Here is a 16,718-nt window from a genome sequence, read left to right on the forward strand (position 1 = left end):
AGAGTTCGGAGTGCCGTCACTTTAAGTTCGCTTCGTGGCGAGAAAAGTGTGCAGGAGCGGATTGATTAGCGACGGCGTAGGCGGGCCATGATCGGGCCCACGAACGCGAGATACTCATCATTCTTGGTGAGAGCCAGAACGGTTGCGTACACCAGGAGCATGGCTGTGCCTGCCATCGCGATCGAAGCAAAACCACCAACGAAGCCCGAGACGACGAACGAGCCTTCACCGAATCCGCCCAGCAGCATCAGGATGCCGTAGCCGACGCCAGCGGCCGGAATCATGGCTGCAGCAAACCACAGGATGCGGAGCATCAGCGGAAGCAGCGCGAATCCGGGTACGCGTTTGCGGATCACGAAGAGTGCCACCGTGGTCTGGATCGTGCCGGAGATCGTAATCGCGGTCGCGAGACCCATCGCGATGCGATCTACGGGGAACGTGGAAACGAAGAGAGCGGCAGAGATGTAGAGAACTACTTGGAAACTTTGCAAGAAGAACGGGGTGCGGGTGTCTTCGAACGAATAGAACACCCGTTGCAACACGTACATCATGCTGAACGGCACGAGCCCGACCAGATAGATCATGAGTACACCCGACAGCGCGACGACTTGCTCGTGATCGTTGCCGAAGAGGGCACTGAAGGGAAAAGCGATGACGATGAGTCCTATTGCCGCGAATACCAGCAACATCAGGATGGAGCGCAGCGCGCCCGAGACATCGGTGCGCATTGAGACGAGGTCTTTGTCTCTCGCGTGACCACTCATCCGTGTGAAGTAGGCCATTCCGATCGAGACGGCGATTACCGAGTGCGGGAGCATGAAGATGAGCCAGGCGGTCCCCATGGCGAAGACGGAGGCGCTGCCGGAGGCGCGAGAGGCAACGTTCGTTTCTACGACCGCGCCGATCTGGGTGACCAAGATCATCCCAAAGGTCCATGCGGCGGCCTTACCTGCCGTTCCCAGGCCAACCCCGCGCCACTGGAACTCGGGACGATAACGCAACCCCGCGCGGTGCCAGAAATAGCCGAGCAGGGTCGCTTGCACGGCAATACCGAGTGTCGCGCTTCCAGCGAGCACGGCAATCATGTCCGGAGTCCACGCTGTGGAGGAAAGGCCGTCGGCTGTGCCAAACAAGAACTGGAAGATGAGGAGGCCCGAGACCATCACCACGTTGTTGGCGACAGGAGCCCACGTGAACGGCCCGAACTTGCCGCGAGCGTTCAACACCTCACCGAGGAGTGAATACAGCGCGTAGAAGAGAATCTGCGGCAGACACCAATAGGCGAATGCGGTAGCGAGGGCGACCTCGTCGGCCCCGAACTTCGCGGTCGTCTGCGTGTAGAGGTCGACCAAGAGAGGAGCGCTAAACGTTGCCGCAACCGTCACGGCGACAAAGATCACGATTCCGAGAGTCACGAGGCGGTTGATGAACTTTTGGCCGCCGTCTTTATGCACGGCAGCGCGAACGATCTGAGGCACGATGACTGCGCTGAGCATTCCACCGGCCACAATCGCGTAAACACTCTTGGGCAACTGATTGGCGATGGCATACGCGTCTGCACCGGAGCCGATGACGCCGAGGGTTTGAGCGAGCAGAATTGCACTCAGGAAGCCCAGGATGCGCGAGACGAAGGTACCGGACGCCAGAAGCGCACTCGCCCGACCGATGCTCGATGTTTGGGGGGTGGGGAGCCCCAGCGAGGCGCTGGGAATGCCGGGCTCGGGCTCGGCTTCGGGACCGGGCTGGTTAGTCATTGACAGGCTTTCTGCGACGAACGATGCTGCGGACAAAGCCGACGGTAAAGATGACGACGACGACAGCGCCGAAGGCCAGCACGAGCGGGGTCTCCCAGCCAGCCTGCACGTTGATCTCGCTGACTGTTGTGGAGCCAACGCTGAGGCCGGTGCTGCTGGTGAGACTGATCTCGACATCCACAACACCGTTCGACAGCGACTGCACAGGAACCTCGCCCTTGGCTTGAGAGTTCGCTTCAATCGTCAGTTCTACGCGGCCGTCCCCCACGGCCAAGAGTCCGGTGCGCGGATCAACCGTGATGTAGACGGTGACGGCCTGGTCGAGGTTGTTGCTCACGGAGACGGGGAGGAAGCCGTTGTCGGCCACGAGGAGGAAATTGCTGGCTTCCACGACGGTCACCGAGGTGCGTAGGTCGCGGGAATCAACGAGGAAGCGGTTGACCTCGGTGAGCCAGTCAGCGGGATCCTCGGTTTCCACCGTGCCAAGTACATCGAGCAACTCGAGCCGGCGTTCGGCAACAAGGGCTTCAGGGTCAGCGGCGATAGAGAAGAAGGTTCGTTCCGCTCGTGCGGCCGTGAACACGCGAGAAACGTCAGTAATGCGCGATTCGGACTGAGGCATGTCGTTGATCGTTGCCGTGACCGCTGGTGTCGACGCGAGTTCGGTGAGCGTGACCATCGTGATTGACGGGCTTGCCGTCATGGTGGCGAGAGCAGCGTCTAACCTCGCCGAGCTCAGCTCTAGTGAGTGGTCGATAGCGATGAGAACGGATGCGGTGCCCGCCGTTTGTGCTGCTCCGGCGTTGAGCACCGCTTCGCTGAGGGCGGTATCGGCCGCGGTGACGTCGCGGTCGACGGTAGAGCCGAGGGCATCATCCATTGCTGCTGAGGCGGTTGCGTCGGCGACGAGAGCAGTAACACCATCGATGGTGGTTACTGAGCCAGCGCCGGCCGGTCGAGACACATTCGTCGACGAGAGCACGATGGTGCTGTAGCCACGTTCAGTAAAGGCGGCGAGGTCGCTGGCAACAACAGTGTCAGTGCGGGGCCGAAGAAAACCATCGATCGCGTAGTCCCAGGAGAGCAGATTGTCTGTTGTTGGGTACGCGGGCACTGCGTTGGGGTCGTCGTCCATCGGATCAGACGTCTGCGTTGGCGCAGGGGTCGACTCTTCAACGGCGGCAAAGTTGGCCGCATTCAGTGCGAAATCGAATGAGATCGGCTCCAGAGTGGCGCCCACCTCCGACTGAGTCGCCAGCGTGACATCCGCGTTGGCATAGGGCAAAGGTACGAGCTCATTGCTGATGAGCGAAAGCCGCTCAAGCCATTCCCGCGCAGAGTCGGGGGCGCTCGTGCCCAGCACGCGAATGGAGGCCACAATCATGGGGTCAATGGCAATCGCGACGGGCTTGCCTGCCATGGCATCCAATTGTCGCGTGAGCAGACCGAGAGGTTCGGTGTAGTCGGCGAGAGTGTCGGCATCAAGAAGGCCGCCGTTGTCGCTGGGAACCGTCAGTGGTGCAATCACGGCAACATTGGTCGCAGCGGATGCCGTCGTCAGCGCCGGAGCATCGGTGACAGTGGGCGCGGCGCTGGCTCCGCTCGCGGCAAGAGTAAGCCCGAGACCGAGCGCCAGGGCGGCACTAAAGACTCTTATGGGCAAGGGACTACCCCGTACTCTCGCGTGGCCAGCATGGTGTGAGTTTATTCGTCCTTGTCTGAATGGTGGGTGCTTTGCGCGGTTGGGGACAAATTGCACTCGGCGCTCGTGCGAAACTAGTCGCATCATGGAGAGTGTTGCCCACGCGATCGAGAGTCTCGGACAGCTTGCCGACTCTAAACCCGTAGCCACCTTATCGGCGCGCTTCGCTGCCGAAGGATTCGAACTCGCCCTTGTGGGTGGTCCGGTGCGGGATGCGTTCTTGGGCCGCAAGGTCACGGACCTCGATTTTGCGACCAATGCCACCCCTGACGACATCATGCGCATGGTGAAGCCGATCTCCGAGGCCCAGTGGGATATCGGTCGGGACTTTGGCACGATCGCTGCCCGCATCGACGGTGAGACGGTTGAAATCACGACGTACCGTGCCGATAGCTATGACGGTGCAACCCGCAAGCCCGTCGTCGCGTTCGGTGATTCGCTCGAGAAAGATCTGGAGCGTCGCGACTTCAGCGTCAACGCGATGGCCCTTCGGCTGCCTGAGCGCGTGCTCGTTGACCCGTGGGGTGGTGTCGAACATCTGCTCAGCAAGACGCTGACCACTCCTGGCTCCCCCGAGGTTTCATTTGGTGATGACCCGCTGCGGATGATGCGTGCCGCCCGCTTTACGTCCCAGCTAGGTTTCACGGTCTCCCCCGCGACCGTCGACGCGATGAAGCAACTTGCTCCGCGCCTCGACATTGTGAGCGTTGAGCGGGTGAGCGATGAGCTGACAAAACTGTTGAAGACGGATGACCCGGTGCCGGGCATCCGCCTCATGGTCGAAACAGGTCTCGCCGACCAGGTGCTGCCTGAGGTCCCCGCCTTGAAGCTTGAAGTGGATGAGCATGCTCACCACAAGGACGTCTACGAACACTCCCTCACCGTGTTGCGTCAGGCGATCGATCTCGAGAAGAGTCGCCCCGGCATTGAAGGCCCCGACCTGATCCTGCGTCTTGCCGCGTTGCTGCACGACATTGGCAAGCCATCGACCCGCAAGATCGAGCGCGGTGGCGTCGTCACTTTCCACCACCACGATGTTGTGGGTGCGAAGCTCGCGACGAAGCGTCTGCGCGCACTGCGCTTTGACAAGGAGACCATCACCTCGGTGGCGCGCCTTATTGAATTGCATCTGCGGTTCTTTGGCTACACCGAGGGTGCCTGGACCGATTCGGCCGTGCGCCGTTACGTTCGGGATGCCGGTGACCAACTTGAGCGTCTTCACATCATTACGCGGGCGGATGTCACCACGCGCAATGTGCGCAAGGCCGACCGACTGTCATTTGCGTACGACGATCTCGAAGACCGCATTGCGGCTATCGCTGAGGCAGAGGGAGTCGCTGCAGTTCGTCCCGATCTCGATGGAGAGCAGATCATGGCGATCCTGGGCCTCAAACCCAGTCGCGATGTGGGCGAGGCGTACAAATTCTTGCTCGACCTGCGTCTTGATGAAGGACCGCTCGGCGATGAGGAAGCAGAAGAGCGTTTGCGAGCCTGGTGGGCTGCGCGCCAGTAGACGCCCGCTAGCGAAAGCGGCTTTTCTTCTCGCCTTGAGTATTGGGGCGCCAAGCAACTACACTGGGCAGGTTGTCTGACTGCCCTTAGGCAGTTCGATGAACGTCAACACCCTCCTGTTACAGACCGTCTGTAACCGTTTAAGTCCGAAGGAGGTGGGTTTGTGACGCATCAGTACGAACTCATGGTCATCCTCGATCCAGAGATCGACGAACGCACCGTGGCTCCCAGTCTCGACAAGTTCCTCAATGTCATCCGCAATGACGGTGGCACCATCGATAACATCGATATTTGGGGTCGCCGTCGTTTGGCCTACGAGATCAACAAGAAGACCGAAGGCATCTACGCCGTCGTCAACTTCACCGCAGAGAGCAAGTCAACAGACGAGCTCGACCGCCAACTCTCACTCAGCGAAGCTGTCATGCGCACCAAGGTGCTGCGTGCAGAAGCTGGGTTCGCTCAGGTAGCTGCTGCCAAGAAGGTTGCTGAAGAGAAGGCCGCCCGCAAGGCTGCTGCTCCAGCAAAGACTCCTGCAGCCGCAACCAAGGCTCCTGCTGACGAAGCTAAGGCTGCTCCGGCACCTGCCGCTCCTGCTGCTCCTGCTGACGAAGCCAAGGCTGAAGCGGAAGCTAAGTAACCGTGGCCGGCGAAACAGTCATTACGGTCGTGGGGAACCTCACGGCAGACCCCGAACTGCGTTACACGCAGGGCGGACTTGCCGTAGCTAACTTCACCATTGCCTCTACGCCGCGCACCTTCGATCGAGCATCCAACGAGTGGAAAGACGGAGAAGCACTTTTCCTCCGCGCTTCCTGCTGGCGTGAATTCGCCGAGCATGTTGCCAGCTCACTGACCAAGGGAACCCGCGTTGTTGCGCAGGGTCGTCTTCGTCAGCGTTCCTACGAAACCAAAGAGGGCGAAAAGCGCACGAGCATGGAACTGGAGATCGACGAAATCGGTCCCAGCCTCCGTTATGCAACGACGCAGATCACCCGCGCCCCCCGTGACAGCTCGGCCCCTCGTGGAGTCCAGCAGAACAACGGCGGCGGCGGCCAGGCAAAGGAAGAGCCGTGGGCAGCTAGCGCTCCCGCAGCCTCATCCGGCGATGTATGGAACACCCCTGGTAACTACTCCGACGAGACGCCTTTCTAGGCACTCGACGATCAGTCTTATTTACAGAAAGAAGTAACACTCATGGCAGGAAAGAGCAGCGGCGACCGCCGCAAGCCCATCCGCAAAGGCAAGGACGGCAAGAACGCCGCACCAGCCAAGTCGATCCGCGTAGGCGTTATCGACTACAAGGATGTCGCTACGCTTCGCAAGTTCATCTCCGAGCGTGGAAAGATCCGCGCTCGTCGTATCACCGGTGTTTCCGTTCAGGAGCAGCGTCTCATCGCCACGGCCGTCAAGAACGCCCGTGAGATGGCACTGCTGCCTTACGCCGGCGCGGGCCGTTAAGGAGCCACCGACATGTCAAAGCTCATCCTCACTCACGAAGTGACTGGTCTCGGCGCGCCTGGCGACGTTGTAGACGTAAAGAACGGCTTCGCTCGTAACTACCTCATCCCCCAGGGCTTTGCCGTGGCGTGGACTCGCGGTGGCGAAAAGCAGGTCGAGTCCATCAAGGCAGCACGCGCATCGCGCGAGCACGCCACTCTCGAAGAAGCTCAGGACCTGAAGGCTCGCCTTCAGGCAACCAAGGTGAAGCTCAGCGTTACCGCTGGTCGCGAAGGCCGTCTGTTCGGTTCAGTCAAGCCCGCTCACGTGGCTGACGCTGTTGCCGCTGCAGGACTTGGCGACATCGACAAGCGCAAGATCGAGATCTCGTCGGCAATCAAGACTGTTGGTGACCACGAAGCTACGATCCGTCTGCGTGACGACATCGTTGCGACGATCACTCTTCAGGTGGTTGCTAGCAAGTAACTGCTTTACAACAAGGACGGCGGGCCAATCGGCTCGTCGTCCTTGTGTTTTAAGGGCCGTTGTCAAGCCTTTTGTGCACAGGATTACGAAAAATACGGAACCCTCAATCTCCACTTTAGGCATGTTTTTACACATCGTGTGTGAAAACTAAAAGTGCAGGTCAGGACCCTCTAATTCGCTTTATCCCCCGTTGTTTCCACAGTTGTTTCCACAGGTTGTTCACACGGCGCCCGGCGTTTCGTCCGAGTTGTGCACAGGTTTATACACATCCCCAGTTGTGGGTAGTTGATTCTGCTTCGTAGGGTAAAGCAGCCTTGGAGCGGGTCCCAGTGTGGAGCCTGCCCGAGTGTCAGGGGTTACTCGTATAAATGGAGTTACCCCACTAGGAGGAAAACCATGTCGATCGCGCACCTAGGCCTCTCGGGCGACGAACGCCAGTCCGGCGAATCGCGAGGCAGCTCACGTGGCGACCGCGTACCTCCACACGACCTTCTTGCAGAACAGAGCGCCATCGGCGGAATGCTTCTGAGCAAGGATGCCGTTGCCGACGTCATCGAAACCGTGCGTGGTGTCGACTTCTACGTCCCGAAGCACGAAACCATCTTCAACGCAGTGCTCACCCTGTACTCGCACGGAGAACCCACCGACGTTATCGCCGTCACCGATGAGCTAACGAAAACGGGTGAACTCTCCCGAGCCGGTGGAGTCGAATACCTCCACACGCTCACCGGTCTTGTTCCCACCGCAGCCAACGCTGGCTTCTACGCCACCATCGTCACCGAGAAAGCGGTTCTTCGCCGCCTCGTTGAAGCGGGTACCCGCATCGTCCAAATGGGTTATGCCAGTGAGGGCGAAGTGCTCGACCTCGTGAACAACGCACAGGCCGAGATCTACTCCGTGACCGGTGGAGTCGAAACCGAAGACTACGTACCCCTCACGACGGCCGTAGAGAGCGCGATTGATGAAATCGAAGCAGCTCGCGGCCGCGACGGCCAGATGATCGGTGTTCCCACCGGATTCGCTGAGCTCGATGAACTCACCAACGGACTACACCCCGGGCAGCTCATCATTTTGGCCGCGCGACCAGCTATTGGTAAGTCGACTCTTGGTTTGGACTTCGCTCGCGCAGCATCCATCCACCATGATCTGCCGTCGATTGTGTTCTCGCTAGAAATGGGTCGAAGCGAAATCGCTATGCGACTGCTTTCGGCAGAAGCCAGCGTTCCGTTGCAGCACATGCGTAAGGGTTCGGTGCACGCCAACGACTGGACCACGATCGCTCAGACGCGTGGTCGCATCAATGATGCTCCGCTATATATCGATGACAGCCCCAACATGACTCTCGTTGAGATTCGCGCCAAGTGCCGCCGACTCAAGCAGAAGGTCGGCCTGCGCATGGTCATCATCGACTACCTGCAGCTCATGACGAGCGGTAAGAAAGTTGAATCGCGTCAGCAAGAGGTCAGTGAGTTCTCGCGTGCACTCAAGCTGCTTGCCAAAGAGCTTGAAGTTCCCGTCATTGCTATCTCCCAGCTGAACCGTGGACCTGAACAGCGCGCAGACAAGAAGCCGGCCCTTTCGGACCTTCGTGAATCGGGATCGCTCGAGCAAGACGCCGACATGGTGATTCTGCTGCACCGCGAAAGCGCGTACGAAGCAGACAGCCCCCGCGCCGGTGAGGCCGACCTGATCATTGCCAAGCACCGTAACGGACCGACTCGCACCGTCACCGTGGGATTCCACGGTCACTTCTCGCGCTTCGTCGATCTACCGCCAGGATCGTAGGCGAGTCTGTCGGGCCTCCGCCGACAGGGGAAAGCCACAAGCGGCCTACACTAGAAGCATCCGCTTGTTGAGAAAGAAGGCGATCGCTTGACTAGTGCTCACGCTGAGCCGCTGCCGGCATCCACTGCGTGGTACGTGCCGCTAGCCCGCGCTATTCCCGCCATCGCCTTGGCGATTGTGATTACCTTCTCGGCCGACCATTCGTCGCGCCTCGGTCTTGTTACCCTCGCCAGCTTCACGCTCATCGTCGGCGCCGTGCTTCTGACCGCGAGCATCATGTCGCCGCACCGGGGAATCGCCCGATCCTTTACGATCACGCAGGGCGTTGTTACGCTCGCCACCGCCGTCGCCGCGTTTGTTGCGACCGGCGGAGGTCAGGCCTACTTCGTCTTCTTGCTAACTGCGTTCGCCGCCATCACCGGCTTCCTTGAGCTCTACCTCGGGCTCCGCAGCCGCGGCCGCGATGCCTCATCCCGTGACTGGGTCTTCGTCGGCAGCCTCACCGCGCTGCTCGCGCTCGTCGTGTTGCTTGTACCGCCAGGATTCAGCCAGCCCTATACCGGCCCCGACGGAATCGACCGTGAGCTCACGGCATCCATTGTGGTGGTCGGTCTTCTCGGAGCTTATTGGGCCATTCTTGGGGTGTACCTCGTGATTGCGGCACTCTCGCTCAAGTGGAGCAGAACCGATCATGATGTTGTTACCGCAGTCGTGCAAGAGAAAGAAGAATAGTGGCCTCCCCAGACAAGCGTGATCGCACGCGCCCAGCCGAAATGCTCGGTCTTTCCGCAATTTTCGGGCTGTTCGCCGGTCTCGTCGTTTTCATGTCGACGCGTGAATTGATGCTTGCCCTGATCTTTGCCGGGGTTGCCTTCATCGTCTCGCTTATTGTTATCGCGATGCTCGTGCTCGCCGTGCGTCCAGACAAGGACGAACTTCTTGACATGGATGAGCAGGACCGCGACGCCTCGCACTAGTCTGCTCTGACGCGCGGCGGTAGTCGCTCACCGGACTGAAACGGCTGACTCAGGCCCCGATTGATGTCATTGGCGCGCCCGCAAATTGATGCGGCTGCTGACTGAAGCTCCTTTGACTCCCAGTCTTTATTAAGGTTAGGCTTACCTAAGCAACACTCGCTGCAGCGGGTGTTGCGTTTTTACGCCCGACCGCTTTCGGTCATCCGAAATAACTAAGGACACCATGAACTTTTCACGAACCCGGCACGGAGTACTCGTTGGAGTACTGGCTCTCGCGCTTGCTGCCTGCAGCACCGCGACGCCTGAAGCTGCAGATTCAGACGGAGCAGAAGCATCCGTTCAGTTCGAGGACAACAACGGCAGCCAGACGCTGGCGACGCCGTTCACCTCGGTAGTCGCCACCGACAACCGCACGTTCGAGACTCTCGCGTCCTGGGGTATCGAACTCAGTGCCGCCGCGGTAGCGCTGATGCCGAGCACGATTTCGTACACGCAAGACGACTCGATCATTGACCTCGGCAACCACGGTGAGCCCGACCTCGAGGCAGTCGTTGCGGCACAGCCCGACGTGATCATCAATGGGCAGCGCTTTGCGCAGTACCACGACGACTTCGCCAAGCTCGTGCCTGACGCCGTGATCGTAGAGCTCGACCCGCGCGAGGGTGAGCCCTTCGACGCCGAGCTCAAGCGCCAGACCACCGTTCTTGGTGAGATCTTCGGCAAGCAGGCAGAGGCCGAAAAGATTAACGCTGACTTCGACGCCGCGATCGAACGCGTGAACGCGGCTTACAACGGCGAAGACTCCGTGATGGCCGTAATCACCTCGGGTGGAGAGATCGGATACTCGGCTCCGAGCGTCGGTCGCACCCTCGGCCCGCTCTTCGACATCTTCGACTTCACCGCCGCACTGGATGTCGATGACAGCAGCGAAGACCACCAGGGTGACGACATCTCAGTAGAGGCAATCGCCGATTCCAACCCCGACTGGATTCTCGTCATGGACCGCGACGCCGCGATTCTCGCCGACGACCCCACCTACGTGCAGGGCAGCGAAGTTCTCGAGAACTCCGAAGCACTCTCGGGCGTCACCGCGGTGCAAGAAAGCAACCTCGTGTACATGCCGGCTGACACCTACACGAACGAAGGCATCCAGACGTACACCGAGTTCTTCAACGCACTCGCTGACGCGCTCGAAGCCAAGAACTAGCGTCACTCACGCCGTTCGGTGCTGAAGCTTGCCCGCGGGCGAACTCCAGCACCGAACGGTTCTGGCCTTCAATCAGAAACCCTCACTCACGGATGACGTCAACACTGGCCCCACGGCGGCCCGCCACCACGACCACCCTCTTCGACTGGAAACTCCTGCTCGCGACGGTGGGTGTTGTTCTGCTGCTGATCGCCTCCCTCTTTACGGGTGTCTATGACATCTTTGGGGCGGATGACGGCCAAAGAATGTTCGGCATCACGCGCGTTCCGCGAACAATCGCCCTGGTGCTCGCGGGCGCCGCGATGGCGATGAGCGGGCTCGTCATGCAGCTGTTGACGCAGAACCGTTTCGTGGAACCGACCACGACGGGCACCACCGAGTGGGCAGGTCTTGGACTGCTCACCGTCATGATCCTCTTTCCGGGAGCCAGCATCCTCGCCCGTATGACCGGTGCGGTCGTAGCCGCGTTCATCGGCACTGGGGTGTTCTTTCTCTTCTTGCGTCGCGTCACCCTGCGCTCCTCACTGATCGTGCCGATCGTCGGCATCATGCTTGGCTCGGTGGTCGGCGCCATCTCCACCTACATCGCTCTCTCGACGGACATGCTTCAGAGCCTTTCCGTGTGGTTCGCCGGTAGCTTCACCTCAGTGATGCGCGGGCAATACGAACTGCTCTGGATCGTTGCGCTCGTCGTCGTCGTCATTTTCCTGTTCGCTGACCGACTCACCGTTGCGGGGCTCGGCCAAGACGTAGCGACGAACGTCGGCGTGAACTACAACCAGATCCTGCTGATCGGCACAGCGCTCATCGCCGTCGCGACCGGAGTCGTGACAGTTGTCGTGGGCAATCTGCCGTTCCTCGGCCTGATCGTGCCCAACATCGTGTCGATGTTCCGTGGCGACGACCTGCGCAGCAACCTGCCCTGGGTCTGCCTGCTGGGCATCGCGATCGTGACGGTGTGCGACATCGTCGGCCGCACAATCATCATGCCGTTCGAAGTTCCCGTCTCGCTCATCTTGGGTGTCGTGGGCGCGATCGTCTTCATTGCCCTCCTGTTGAAGCAGCGCCGTCGTGCATAGCCCCATAGATGCGCAGCAGACAGCGACTGTTGGCGTCAGGGCGCCGGGCGTGACTGGCCCCTTCCCGACGGTCAAGGCGCGTCGCCGCTACTGGATACTCCTCAGCATCCTGAGCGTGGCTGCTGTCGCAATCGCCGTTGGCCTGCTCGCGTGGGACAACCCGATGCCGGTGGGCACCGAAGGGTTCTGGCTCATCGCCGAGCTGCGCGCCACCAACGTGATCGTGATTGCCGTCGTGGCTTTCTGTCAGGCGATTGCAACCGTGAGTTTTCAGACGGTGACAAATAACCGGATTCTCACGCCATCCATCATGGGTTTCGAGTCGCTGTACGTGGCCGTTCAAACCTCTGCGGTGTACTTCTTGGGCATCAGCGGCATCGTCGCCCTGCAGGGCCTCCCCCAGTTCTTGCTTCAGATCGCCCTGATGGTCGGGCTCTCGCTGCTGCTGTACGGCTGGTTGCTTTCTGGAAAGTACGGCAATCTGCAGATCATGCTGCTCGTGGGCATCATCATCGGCGGCGGGCTGGGAGCAGTGTCGACGTTCATGCAGCGCCTGCTCACGCCCAGTGAGTTCGACATCCTGACGGCCCGACTGTTCGGCTCCATCTCCAATGCGGATGCCAGCTACCTGCCTATCTCGCTCGTGCTCTGCCTGGTGGCCGGCACCGTGCTGCTCTCGCAGGGCCGGCGCCTCAACATCATTGCGCTGGGTTCAGACACCGCCACGAATCTAGGAATCAGCTACCGCTTCGAGATCATGCGCGTGCTGTTCTTCGTATCGATTCTGATGGCTGTCTCGACGTCGCTCGTCGGCCCGATGACCTTCTTCGGGTTCTTGGTCGCCACGCTCGCCTACCAATTCGCGGATACCTACGACCATCGCCACATCTTCCCGATCGCGGTATTGGCCGGGTTTGTGGTGCTGGGCGGAGCGTACTTCGTGATGAAGAACCTGTTCTACGCGCAAGGAGTGGTGTCGATCATCGTTGAACTTGTCGGAGGAACTGTCTTCCTCATCGTCATTCTGAGAAAGGGACGACTGTGATCACCCTGAGCAATGTGGGCAAAAGCTATGGGCACGACGTGACCATTGGTCCCGTCGACCTCACTATTCCCGAGGGCGGCATTACCGCGCTGGTTGGCCCGAACGGTGCAGGCAAATCCACGCTACTGACGATGATTGGCCGCCTGCTCGGAATCGACTCCGGCCACATCGAAGTCGCGGGCTACGACGTCGCGAAGACTAAGTCGAAAGACCTCGCCAAGATCATCGCGATCTTGCGGCAAGAGAATCATTTCATCGCCCGCCTCACGGTGCGTCAGCTCGTGGGGTTCAGCCGCTTTCCGTATTCGCAAGGTCGACTGACCGAAGCGGATGAGGTGGCGATCAACAACTCCATCACCTTTCTGAACCTTGAAGGCCTGCAAGACCGCTATCTTGACGAGCTCTCAGGCGGACAGCGCCAGCGCGCCTACGTTGCCATGGTGCTCGCGCAAGACACCGAATACGTGCTTCTGGATGAGCCCCTCAACAACCTCGACATGAAGCACTCGGTTCAGATGATGCGCCACCTGAAGCGCGCCGCCCAAGAACTCGGTCGCACCATCATCATCGTGCTTCACGACATCAACTTTGCGGGGCACTACGCCGACCACATTTGCGCCGTCAAGGATGGTCAAGTCACCGAATTCGGAACGCCCGCTGAGATCTTGACCGATGACGTGCTCACCCGAATCTTTGACACACCCGTTCACGTCATCGACGGCCCAAACGGTGCCCTCGCTGTGTACTACTAGCGCTGCCTCACGACGACACCGTTAGCCCCGGCGGCCGTCCCGTCCCAGCGGGCCGCACCCCTGCAGGTAATGTCGTGAGTATTCATCGCCTGCAACGACGATAAGGGGTTCCGATGTTTCAAACGAACGGTTCATCGACGGAAATGACAGACTCCGAGCGGGGGCTCAGTTGGCGGGTTGTCGGACGGATAGAGCAAGGCTTAGTGATAATCGTTGCAATCACCGTCAATGGGTTAGAGATTCCCTATGAGTACTCCGTGCGAGAGAAGCGAACGGAGTCCGGTTCTTGGTTCGATATAGAAATCGGAGCTTTCGGCACTAGTCCAATAGGTCAGCTCGAGATGGGTCTCAGCCCGGTCTACTTTGATTCTGCGCAAGATCGTGATCCGGTAGTTCTTCTTGCGATTGAAGCGGTTCTCGCTTGGGAGCCCCAGGAGCTAGGCATGCGCAGGGGCGACGGTTATAACCGCTGCACGTTCAAAGGCGTGCAGTACCGATTGAGTGACTTTGGTCCGTATTTTGACGATGAGGGGCGCTGATGTTTCAGCTGAGCGAGTCAGATACGAGGATGACGGACCCTGATAGGGGAACCACCTGGCGCCATGTAGGCGACATAGAGCAGGGTTTGGTGAGTATTGCCGCGATAACGGTCAACGGAGTGGAGATTCCTTACGAATACCGGGTCGAGCAGGAGCTCGACAAATCTGACCCTTGGTACAACATTCAGCTTGGAGCTTTCGGAACCAGCCCGATAGGGCAACTCAAGATGGGCCTGAGCCCGGTCTACTTTGATTCTGCGAAAGACCGTGATCCGACAGTGCTTTTAGCAATTGAGGCGGTTCTCGCGTGGAGACCGTACGGGCTTGGCATGCGCAGGGGCGACGGTTACAACCGCTGCACGTTCAAGGGCGTGCAGTACCGATTGAGTGACTTTGGTTCGTACTTTTCAGAGGCGCCCGATGAGCTGTAGGGCATCCACCGCCTGAATAATATGGCCCAATCGCACCGGTCGAACAGAGCGTGAACTACTTGGTGTCGCCGAGGTAGTCGACGAGCGAGCTGGCAAGGCCGACATAGGTGGCCGGCGTCAGCGCCTGCAAACGGGCTTTGGCATCCGCACCAATGTCGAGCCCCGAGATGAACTCGGTGAGGTCGACAGAGTTGATGCGCTTGCCGCGCGTGAGTTCCTTGAGGATGGCGTAGGGGTCGCTGATGGTGCTGCGGCCCGCGGTGACCTCGGCGCGAATGACCGTCTGGATGGCCTCGCCGAGGATCTCCCAGTTGCTGTCGAGATCAGCGTCGAGAGCCACCGGGTCAAGGGCGATCTCCTTGAGGCCGCGCTCGATGTTGTCGAGAGCGAGCAGCGAGTGACCGTAGGCGACGCCCACGTTGCGCTGCGTCGTGGAGTCGGTGAGGTCGCGCTGGAGTCGTGAAGTCACAAGAGTCTGAGCGAGCGACTCCAGAAGAGCGCTCGAGAGCTCGAGGTTGGCCTCAGCGTTCTCGAAGCGGATCGGGTTGATCTTGTGCGGCATTGTCGACGAACCCGTTGCGCCCGCCTGCGGAATCTGGCGGAAGTAGCCCATCGAGATGTACGACCACACGTCGGTGCAGAGGTTGTGCAGCACGCGGTTGGCGTGGCTGGTGGCCTGGTAGAGCTCCACTTGCCAGTCGTGCGATTCGATTTGCGTGGTCAGCGGGTTCCAGTCGAGCCCGAGGGACTCCACGAACTCCTTCGAGAGAGCTGGCCAGTTCTGCTCGGGGTCTGCAGCGAGGTGGGCGGCGAACGTGCCAGTCGCTCCGCTGAACTTGCCGAGGTAGCTGATGCCCTCAATGCGAGTCAGGATGCGGTCGAGACGGTACACGAAGACCGCGAATTCCTTACCCATGGTGGTCGGCGTCGCCGGCTGACCGTGGGTGTGAGCGAGCATCGCGTTGTCGCGCATGAGCTCGGACTGCGCGCGAAGCGCAGCCAGCACGGTACGGAACTTGGGCAGCCAGACTTCGCGTACAGCATCCGAAATGGTGAGCGCGTAGGAGAGGTTGTTGATGTCTTCGCTCGTGGCGGCGAAGTGAGTGAGTTCAGCGATCGCGGTGAGACCGAGCTCGTCGAGCTTGGCGCGCACGAGGTACTCCACGGCCTTGACGTCGTGGCGAGTGGTGGCTTCGAGGCGAGCGAGTTCATCGATCTGCTCTTGGCCAAAATCAGTAGCGAAGGCGCGGAGGGCGGTGACCTGATCGGCGCTCATCGGGCTCGAACCAAACAGGCTCTTGCTCGTGAGAAAAATCAGCCATTCGACTTCAACGTGCACGCGGGCCCGGTTGAGGCCTGCCTCGGAGAGGTGCTCGCCCAGAGCCGAAACGGCGGGGCGGTAGCGACCATCGAGGGGGCTCAGTGGTTGAACGGGCAACGGGCTCATGGGGCTCCCTAGTTGTTGGCGGTTGGTGCAGTGATGCCTGGTGTGATTTGACGAAATAGTGAGCCGCAAGCCTGCTCGATCATGCCGAGGACATGATCAAAAAGTGCGGCATCCGAATAGTAGGGGTCTGGCACGTCGATAAGAGGAGCGAGTTCGCTGTCGAAGCTCAACATGGGCTGCACTTTCGATCGGTCTTGATCGTTGGGTGCCCACGTGCGCAGGATGCGTTCCTGTCCTCGATCGAACGCGACAATGAGGTCGAACTTGTCAAACCATTCGGGGTCGAACTGGCGGGCGCGATGCCCAGAACCATTGTAGCCGCGTGCTGCAAGGGCACTAATGGTGCGGTCGTCGGCTGCTTCGCCTACGTGCCAGTCGCCGGTGCCCGCTGAGGTCACCGCGATGCGGTCCTGGAGCCCAGCTTCAGCAACGAGTTCTCGGAACACGGTTTCGGCCATGGGCGACCGACAGATGTTGCCGGTGCACACGAAACAGACCCTGAAGGCGGTCGAGTCGGAGAGTGCTCGCTCGAAGGTCATGGTTCATTCTGTCGCAGTTTCAACTC

The 16,718-nt window shown here is 60.0% G+C and carries 17 protein-coding genes and 1 pseudogene; 14 read left to right on the forward strand and 4 right to left on the reverse strand.

What is annotated here, in order from left to right; translation table 11 throughout:
• Positions 1–65: 65 nt before the first annotated feature.
• Positions 66–1,754 carry a murein biosynthesis integral membrane protein MurJ gene (gene murJ / locus I6E51_RS01250; RefSeq protein WP_197106870.1) on the reverse strand — a complete coding sequence of 563 codons (1,689 nt, stop codon included), beginning with the start codon at positions 1,752–1,754 and terminating at the stop codon, positions 66–68.
• Positions 1,747–3,417, reverse strand: coding sequence for a DUF6049 family protein (locus I6E51_RS01255; protein WP_197109170.1), 1,671 nt, complete (start codon positions 3,415–3,417; stop codon positions 1,747–1,749). The genes murJ and I6E51_RS01255 overlap by 8 nt, the downstream gene beginning before the upstream one ends.
• A 124-nt stretch (positions 3,418–3,541) precedes the next feature.
• Between I6E51_RS01255 and I6E51_RS01260 the strand changes: the two genes are divergently transcribed.
• From I6E51_RS01260 to I6E51_RS01325, 14 genes and pseudogenes are all read left to right on the forward strand, one after another.
• Positions 3,542–4,969, forward strand: a complete 1,428-nt coding sequence (locus I6E51_RS01260; RefSeq protein ID WP_197109171.1) for a CCA tRNA nucleotidyltransferase — start codon at positions 3,542–3,544, stop codon at positions 4,967–4,969.
• 162 nt (positions 4,970–5,131) lie between these two features.
• Positions 5,132–5,494, forward strand: a pseudogene (gene rpsF / locus I6E51_RS01265) (30S ribosomal protein S6); the annotation flags it as partial.
• A 113-nt stretch (positions 5,495–5,607) separates the two neighbouring features.
• Entirely contained in the window at positions 5,608–6,120 is a 513-nt protein-coding gene (locus I6E51_RS01270; RefSeq protein ID WP_197106866.1) for a single-stranded DNA-binding protein, read from the forward strand.
• A 42-nt stretch (positions 6,121–6,162) separates the two neighbouring features.
• On the forward strand, positions 6,163–6,426 hold the full coding sequence (rpsR, locus tag I6E51_RS01275) for a 30S ribosomal protein S18 (protein WP_009773575.1): 264 nt from the start codon (positions 6,163–6,165) through the stop codon (positions 6,424–6,426).
• Positions 6,427–6,438: 12 nt separating this feature from the next.
• Positions 6,439–6,891 (forward strand): 50S ribosomal protein L9, encoded by a 453-nt coding sequence (rplI, locus tag I6E51_RS01280; RefSeq protein WP_197106865.1) that lies wholly within the window; start codon positions 6,439–6,441, stop codon positions 6,889–6,891.
• Between the two features lie 396 nt (positions 6,892–7,287).
• On the forward strand, positions 7,288–8,676 hold the full coding sequence (gene dnaB / locus I6E51_RS01285; protein WP_197106864.1) for a replicative DNA helicase: 1,389 nt from the start codon (positions 7,288–7,290) through the stop codon (positions 8,674–8,676).
• Between the two features lie 87 nt (positions 8,677–8,763).
• The gene (locus I6E51_RS01290; RefSeq protein ID WP_197106863.1) at positions 8,764–9,408 is read left to right on the forward strand and encodes a hypothetical protein; all 645 of its coding nucleotides are present in this window, start codon (positions 8,764–8,766) and stop codon (positions 9,406–9,408) included.
• Positions 9,408–9,653, forward strand: coding sequence for a hypothetical protein (locus I6E51_RS01295; protein ID WP_197106862.1), 246 nt, complete (start codon positions 9,408–9,410; stop codon positions 9,651–9,653). The genes I6E51_RS01290 and I6E51_RS01295 overlap by 1 nt, the downstream gene beginning before the upstream one ends.
• A 223-nt stretch (positions 9,654–9,876) precedes the next feature.
• Positions 9,877–10,860, forward strand: coding sequence for a siderophore ABC transporter substrate-binding protein (locus I6E51_RS01300; RefSeq protein WP_197106861.1), 984 nt, complete (start codon positions 9,877–9,879; stop codon positions 10,858–10,860).
• A gap of 92 nt (positions 10,861–10,952) precedes the next feature.
• On the forward strand, positions 10,953–11,939 hold the full coding sequence (locus I6E51_RS01305; RefSeq protein ID WP_197109172.1) for an ABC transporter permease: 987 nt from the start codon (positions 10,953–10,955) through the stop codon (positions 11,937–11,939).
• Positions 11,940–11,988: 49 nt separating this feature from the next.
• Entirely contained in the window at positions 11,989–12,984 is a 996-nt protein-coding gene (locus tag I6E51_RS01310) for an iron chelate uptake ABC transporter family permease subunit (protein WP_307783759.1), read from the forward strand.
• Positions 12,981–13,736 (forward strand): ABC transporter ATP-binding protein, encoded by a 756-nt coding sequence (locus I6E51_RS01315; RefSeq protein ID WP_100387805.1) that lies wholly within the window; start codon positions 12,981–12,983, stop codon positions 13,734–13,736. Before I6E51_RS01310 ends, I6E51_RS01315 begins: the two co-directional genes overlap by 4 nt.
• A 113-nt stretch (positions 13,737–13,849) precedes the next feature.
• A complete protein-coding gene (locus tag I6E51_RS01320) occupies positions 13,850–14,275 on the forward strand; it encodes a hypothetical protein (protein ID WP_197218707.1) in 426 nt (141 codons plus the stop codon).
• The gene (locus I6E51_RS01325; protein ID WP_197218708.1) at positions 14,275–14,706 is read left to right on the forward strand and encodes a hypothetical protein; all 432 of its coding nucleotides are present in this window, start codon (positions 14,275–14,277) and stop codon (positions 14,704–14,706) included. The genes I6E51_RS01320 and I6E51_RS01325 overlap by 1 nt, the downstream gene beginning before the upstream one ends.
• A 55-nt stretch (positions 14,707–14,761) precedes the next feature.
• Here the strand turns inward: I6E51_RS01325 and purB are convergent, their stop codons facing one another.
• Positions 14,762–16,153, reverse strand: coding sequence for an adenylosuccinate lyase (gene purB, locus I6E51_RS01330; protein WP_197109174.1), 1,392 nt, complete (start codon positions 16,151–16,153; stop codon positions 14,762–14,764).
• Positions 16,154–16,161: 8 nt separating this feature from the next.
• A complete protein-coding gene (locus I6E51_RS01335) occupies positions 16,162–16,692 on the reverse strand; it encodes a low molecular weight protein-tyrosine-phosphatase (protein ID WP_197109175.1) in 531 nt (176 codons plus the stop codon).
• Between the last annotated feature and the right edge of the window lie 26 nt (positions 16,693–16,718).

Origin of the sequence: Salinibacterium sp. NSLL17, assembly GCF_015864935.1 — a bacterium.
Taxonomy (GTDB): Bacteria; Actinomycetota; Actinomycetes; order Actinomycetales; family Microbacteriaceae; genus Rhodoglobus.

What these genes read in the sequence shown, in the direction of transcription:
- murJ (WP_197106870.1), bottom strand. Translation starts at nt 1,754, where the DNA reads ATGACTAACCAGCCCGGTCCCGAAGCCGAGCCCGAGCCCGGCATTCCC.
- I6E51_RS01260 (WP_197109171.1), top strand. Translation starts at nt 3,542, where the DNA reads ATGGAGAGTGTTGCCCACGCGATCGAGAGTCTCGGACAGCTTGCCGAC.
- rpsR (WP_009773575.1), top strand. Translation starts at nt 6,163, where the DNA reads ATGGCAGGAAAGAGCAGCGGCGACCGCCGCAAGCCCATCCGCAAAGGC.
- rplI (WP_197106865.1), top strand. Translation starts at nt 6,439, where the DNA reads ATGTCAAAGCTCATCCTCACTCACGAAGTGACTGGTCTCGGCGCGCCT.
- dnaB (WP_197106864.1), top strand. Translation starts at nt 7,288, where the DNA reads ATGTCGATCGCGCACCTAGGCCTCTCGGGCGACGAACGCCAGTCCGGC.
- I6E51_RS01300 (WP_197106861.1), top strand. Translation starts at nt 9,877, where the DNA reads ATGAACTTTTCACGAACCCGGCACGGAGTACTCGTTGGAGTACTGGCT.
- I6E51_RS01305 (WP_197109172.1), top strand. Translation starts at nt 10,953, where the DNA reads ATGACGTCAACACTGGCCCCACGGCGGCCCGCCACCACGACCACCCTC.
- I6E51_RS01320 (WP_197218707.1), top strand. Translation starts at nt 13,850, where the DNA reads ATGTTTCAAACGAACGGTTCATCGACGGAAATGACAGACTCCGAGCGG.
- I6E51_RS01325 (WP_197218708.1), top strand. Translation starts at nt 14,275, where the DNA reads ATGTTTCAGCTGAGCGAGTCAGATACGAGGATGACGGACCCTGATAGG.
- purB (WP_197109174.1), bottom strand. Translation starts at nt 16,153, where the DNA reads ATGAGCCCGTTGCCCGTTCAACCACTGAGCCCCCTCGATGGTCGCTAC.
- I6E51_RS01335 (WP_197109175.1), bottom strand. Translation starts at nt 16,692, where the DNA reads ATGACCTTCGAGCGAGCACTCTCCGACTCGACCGCCTTCAGGGTCTGT.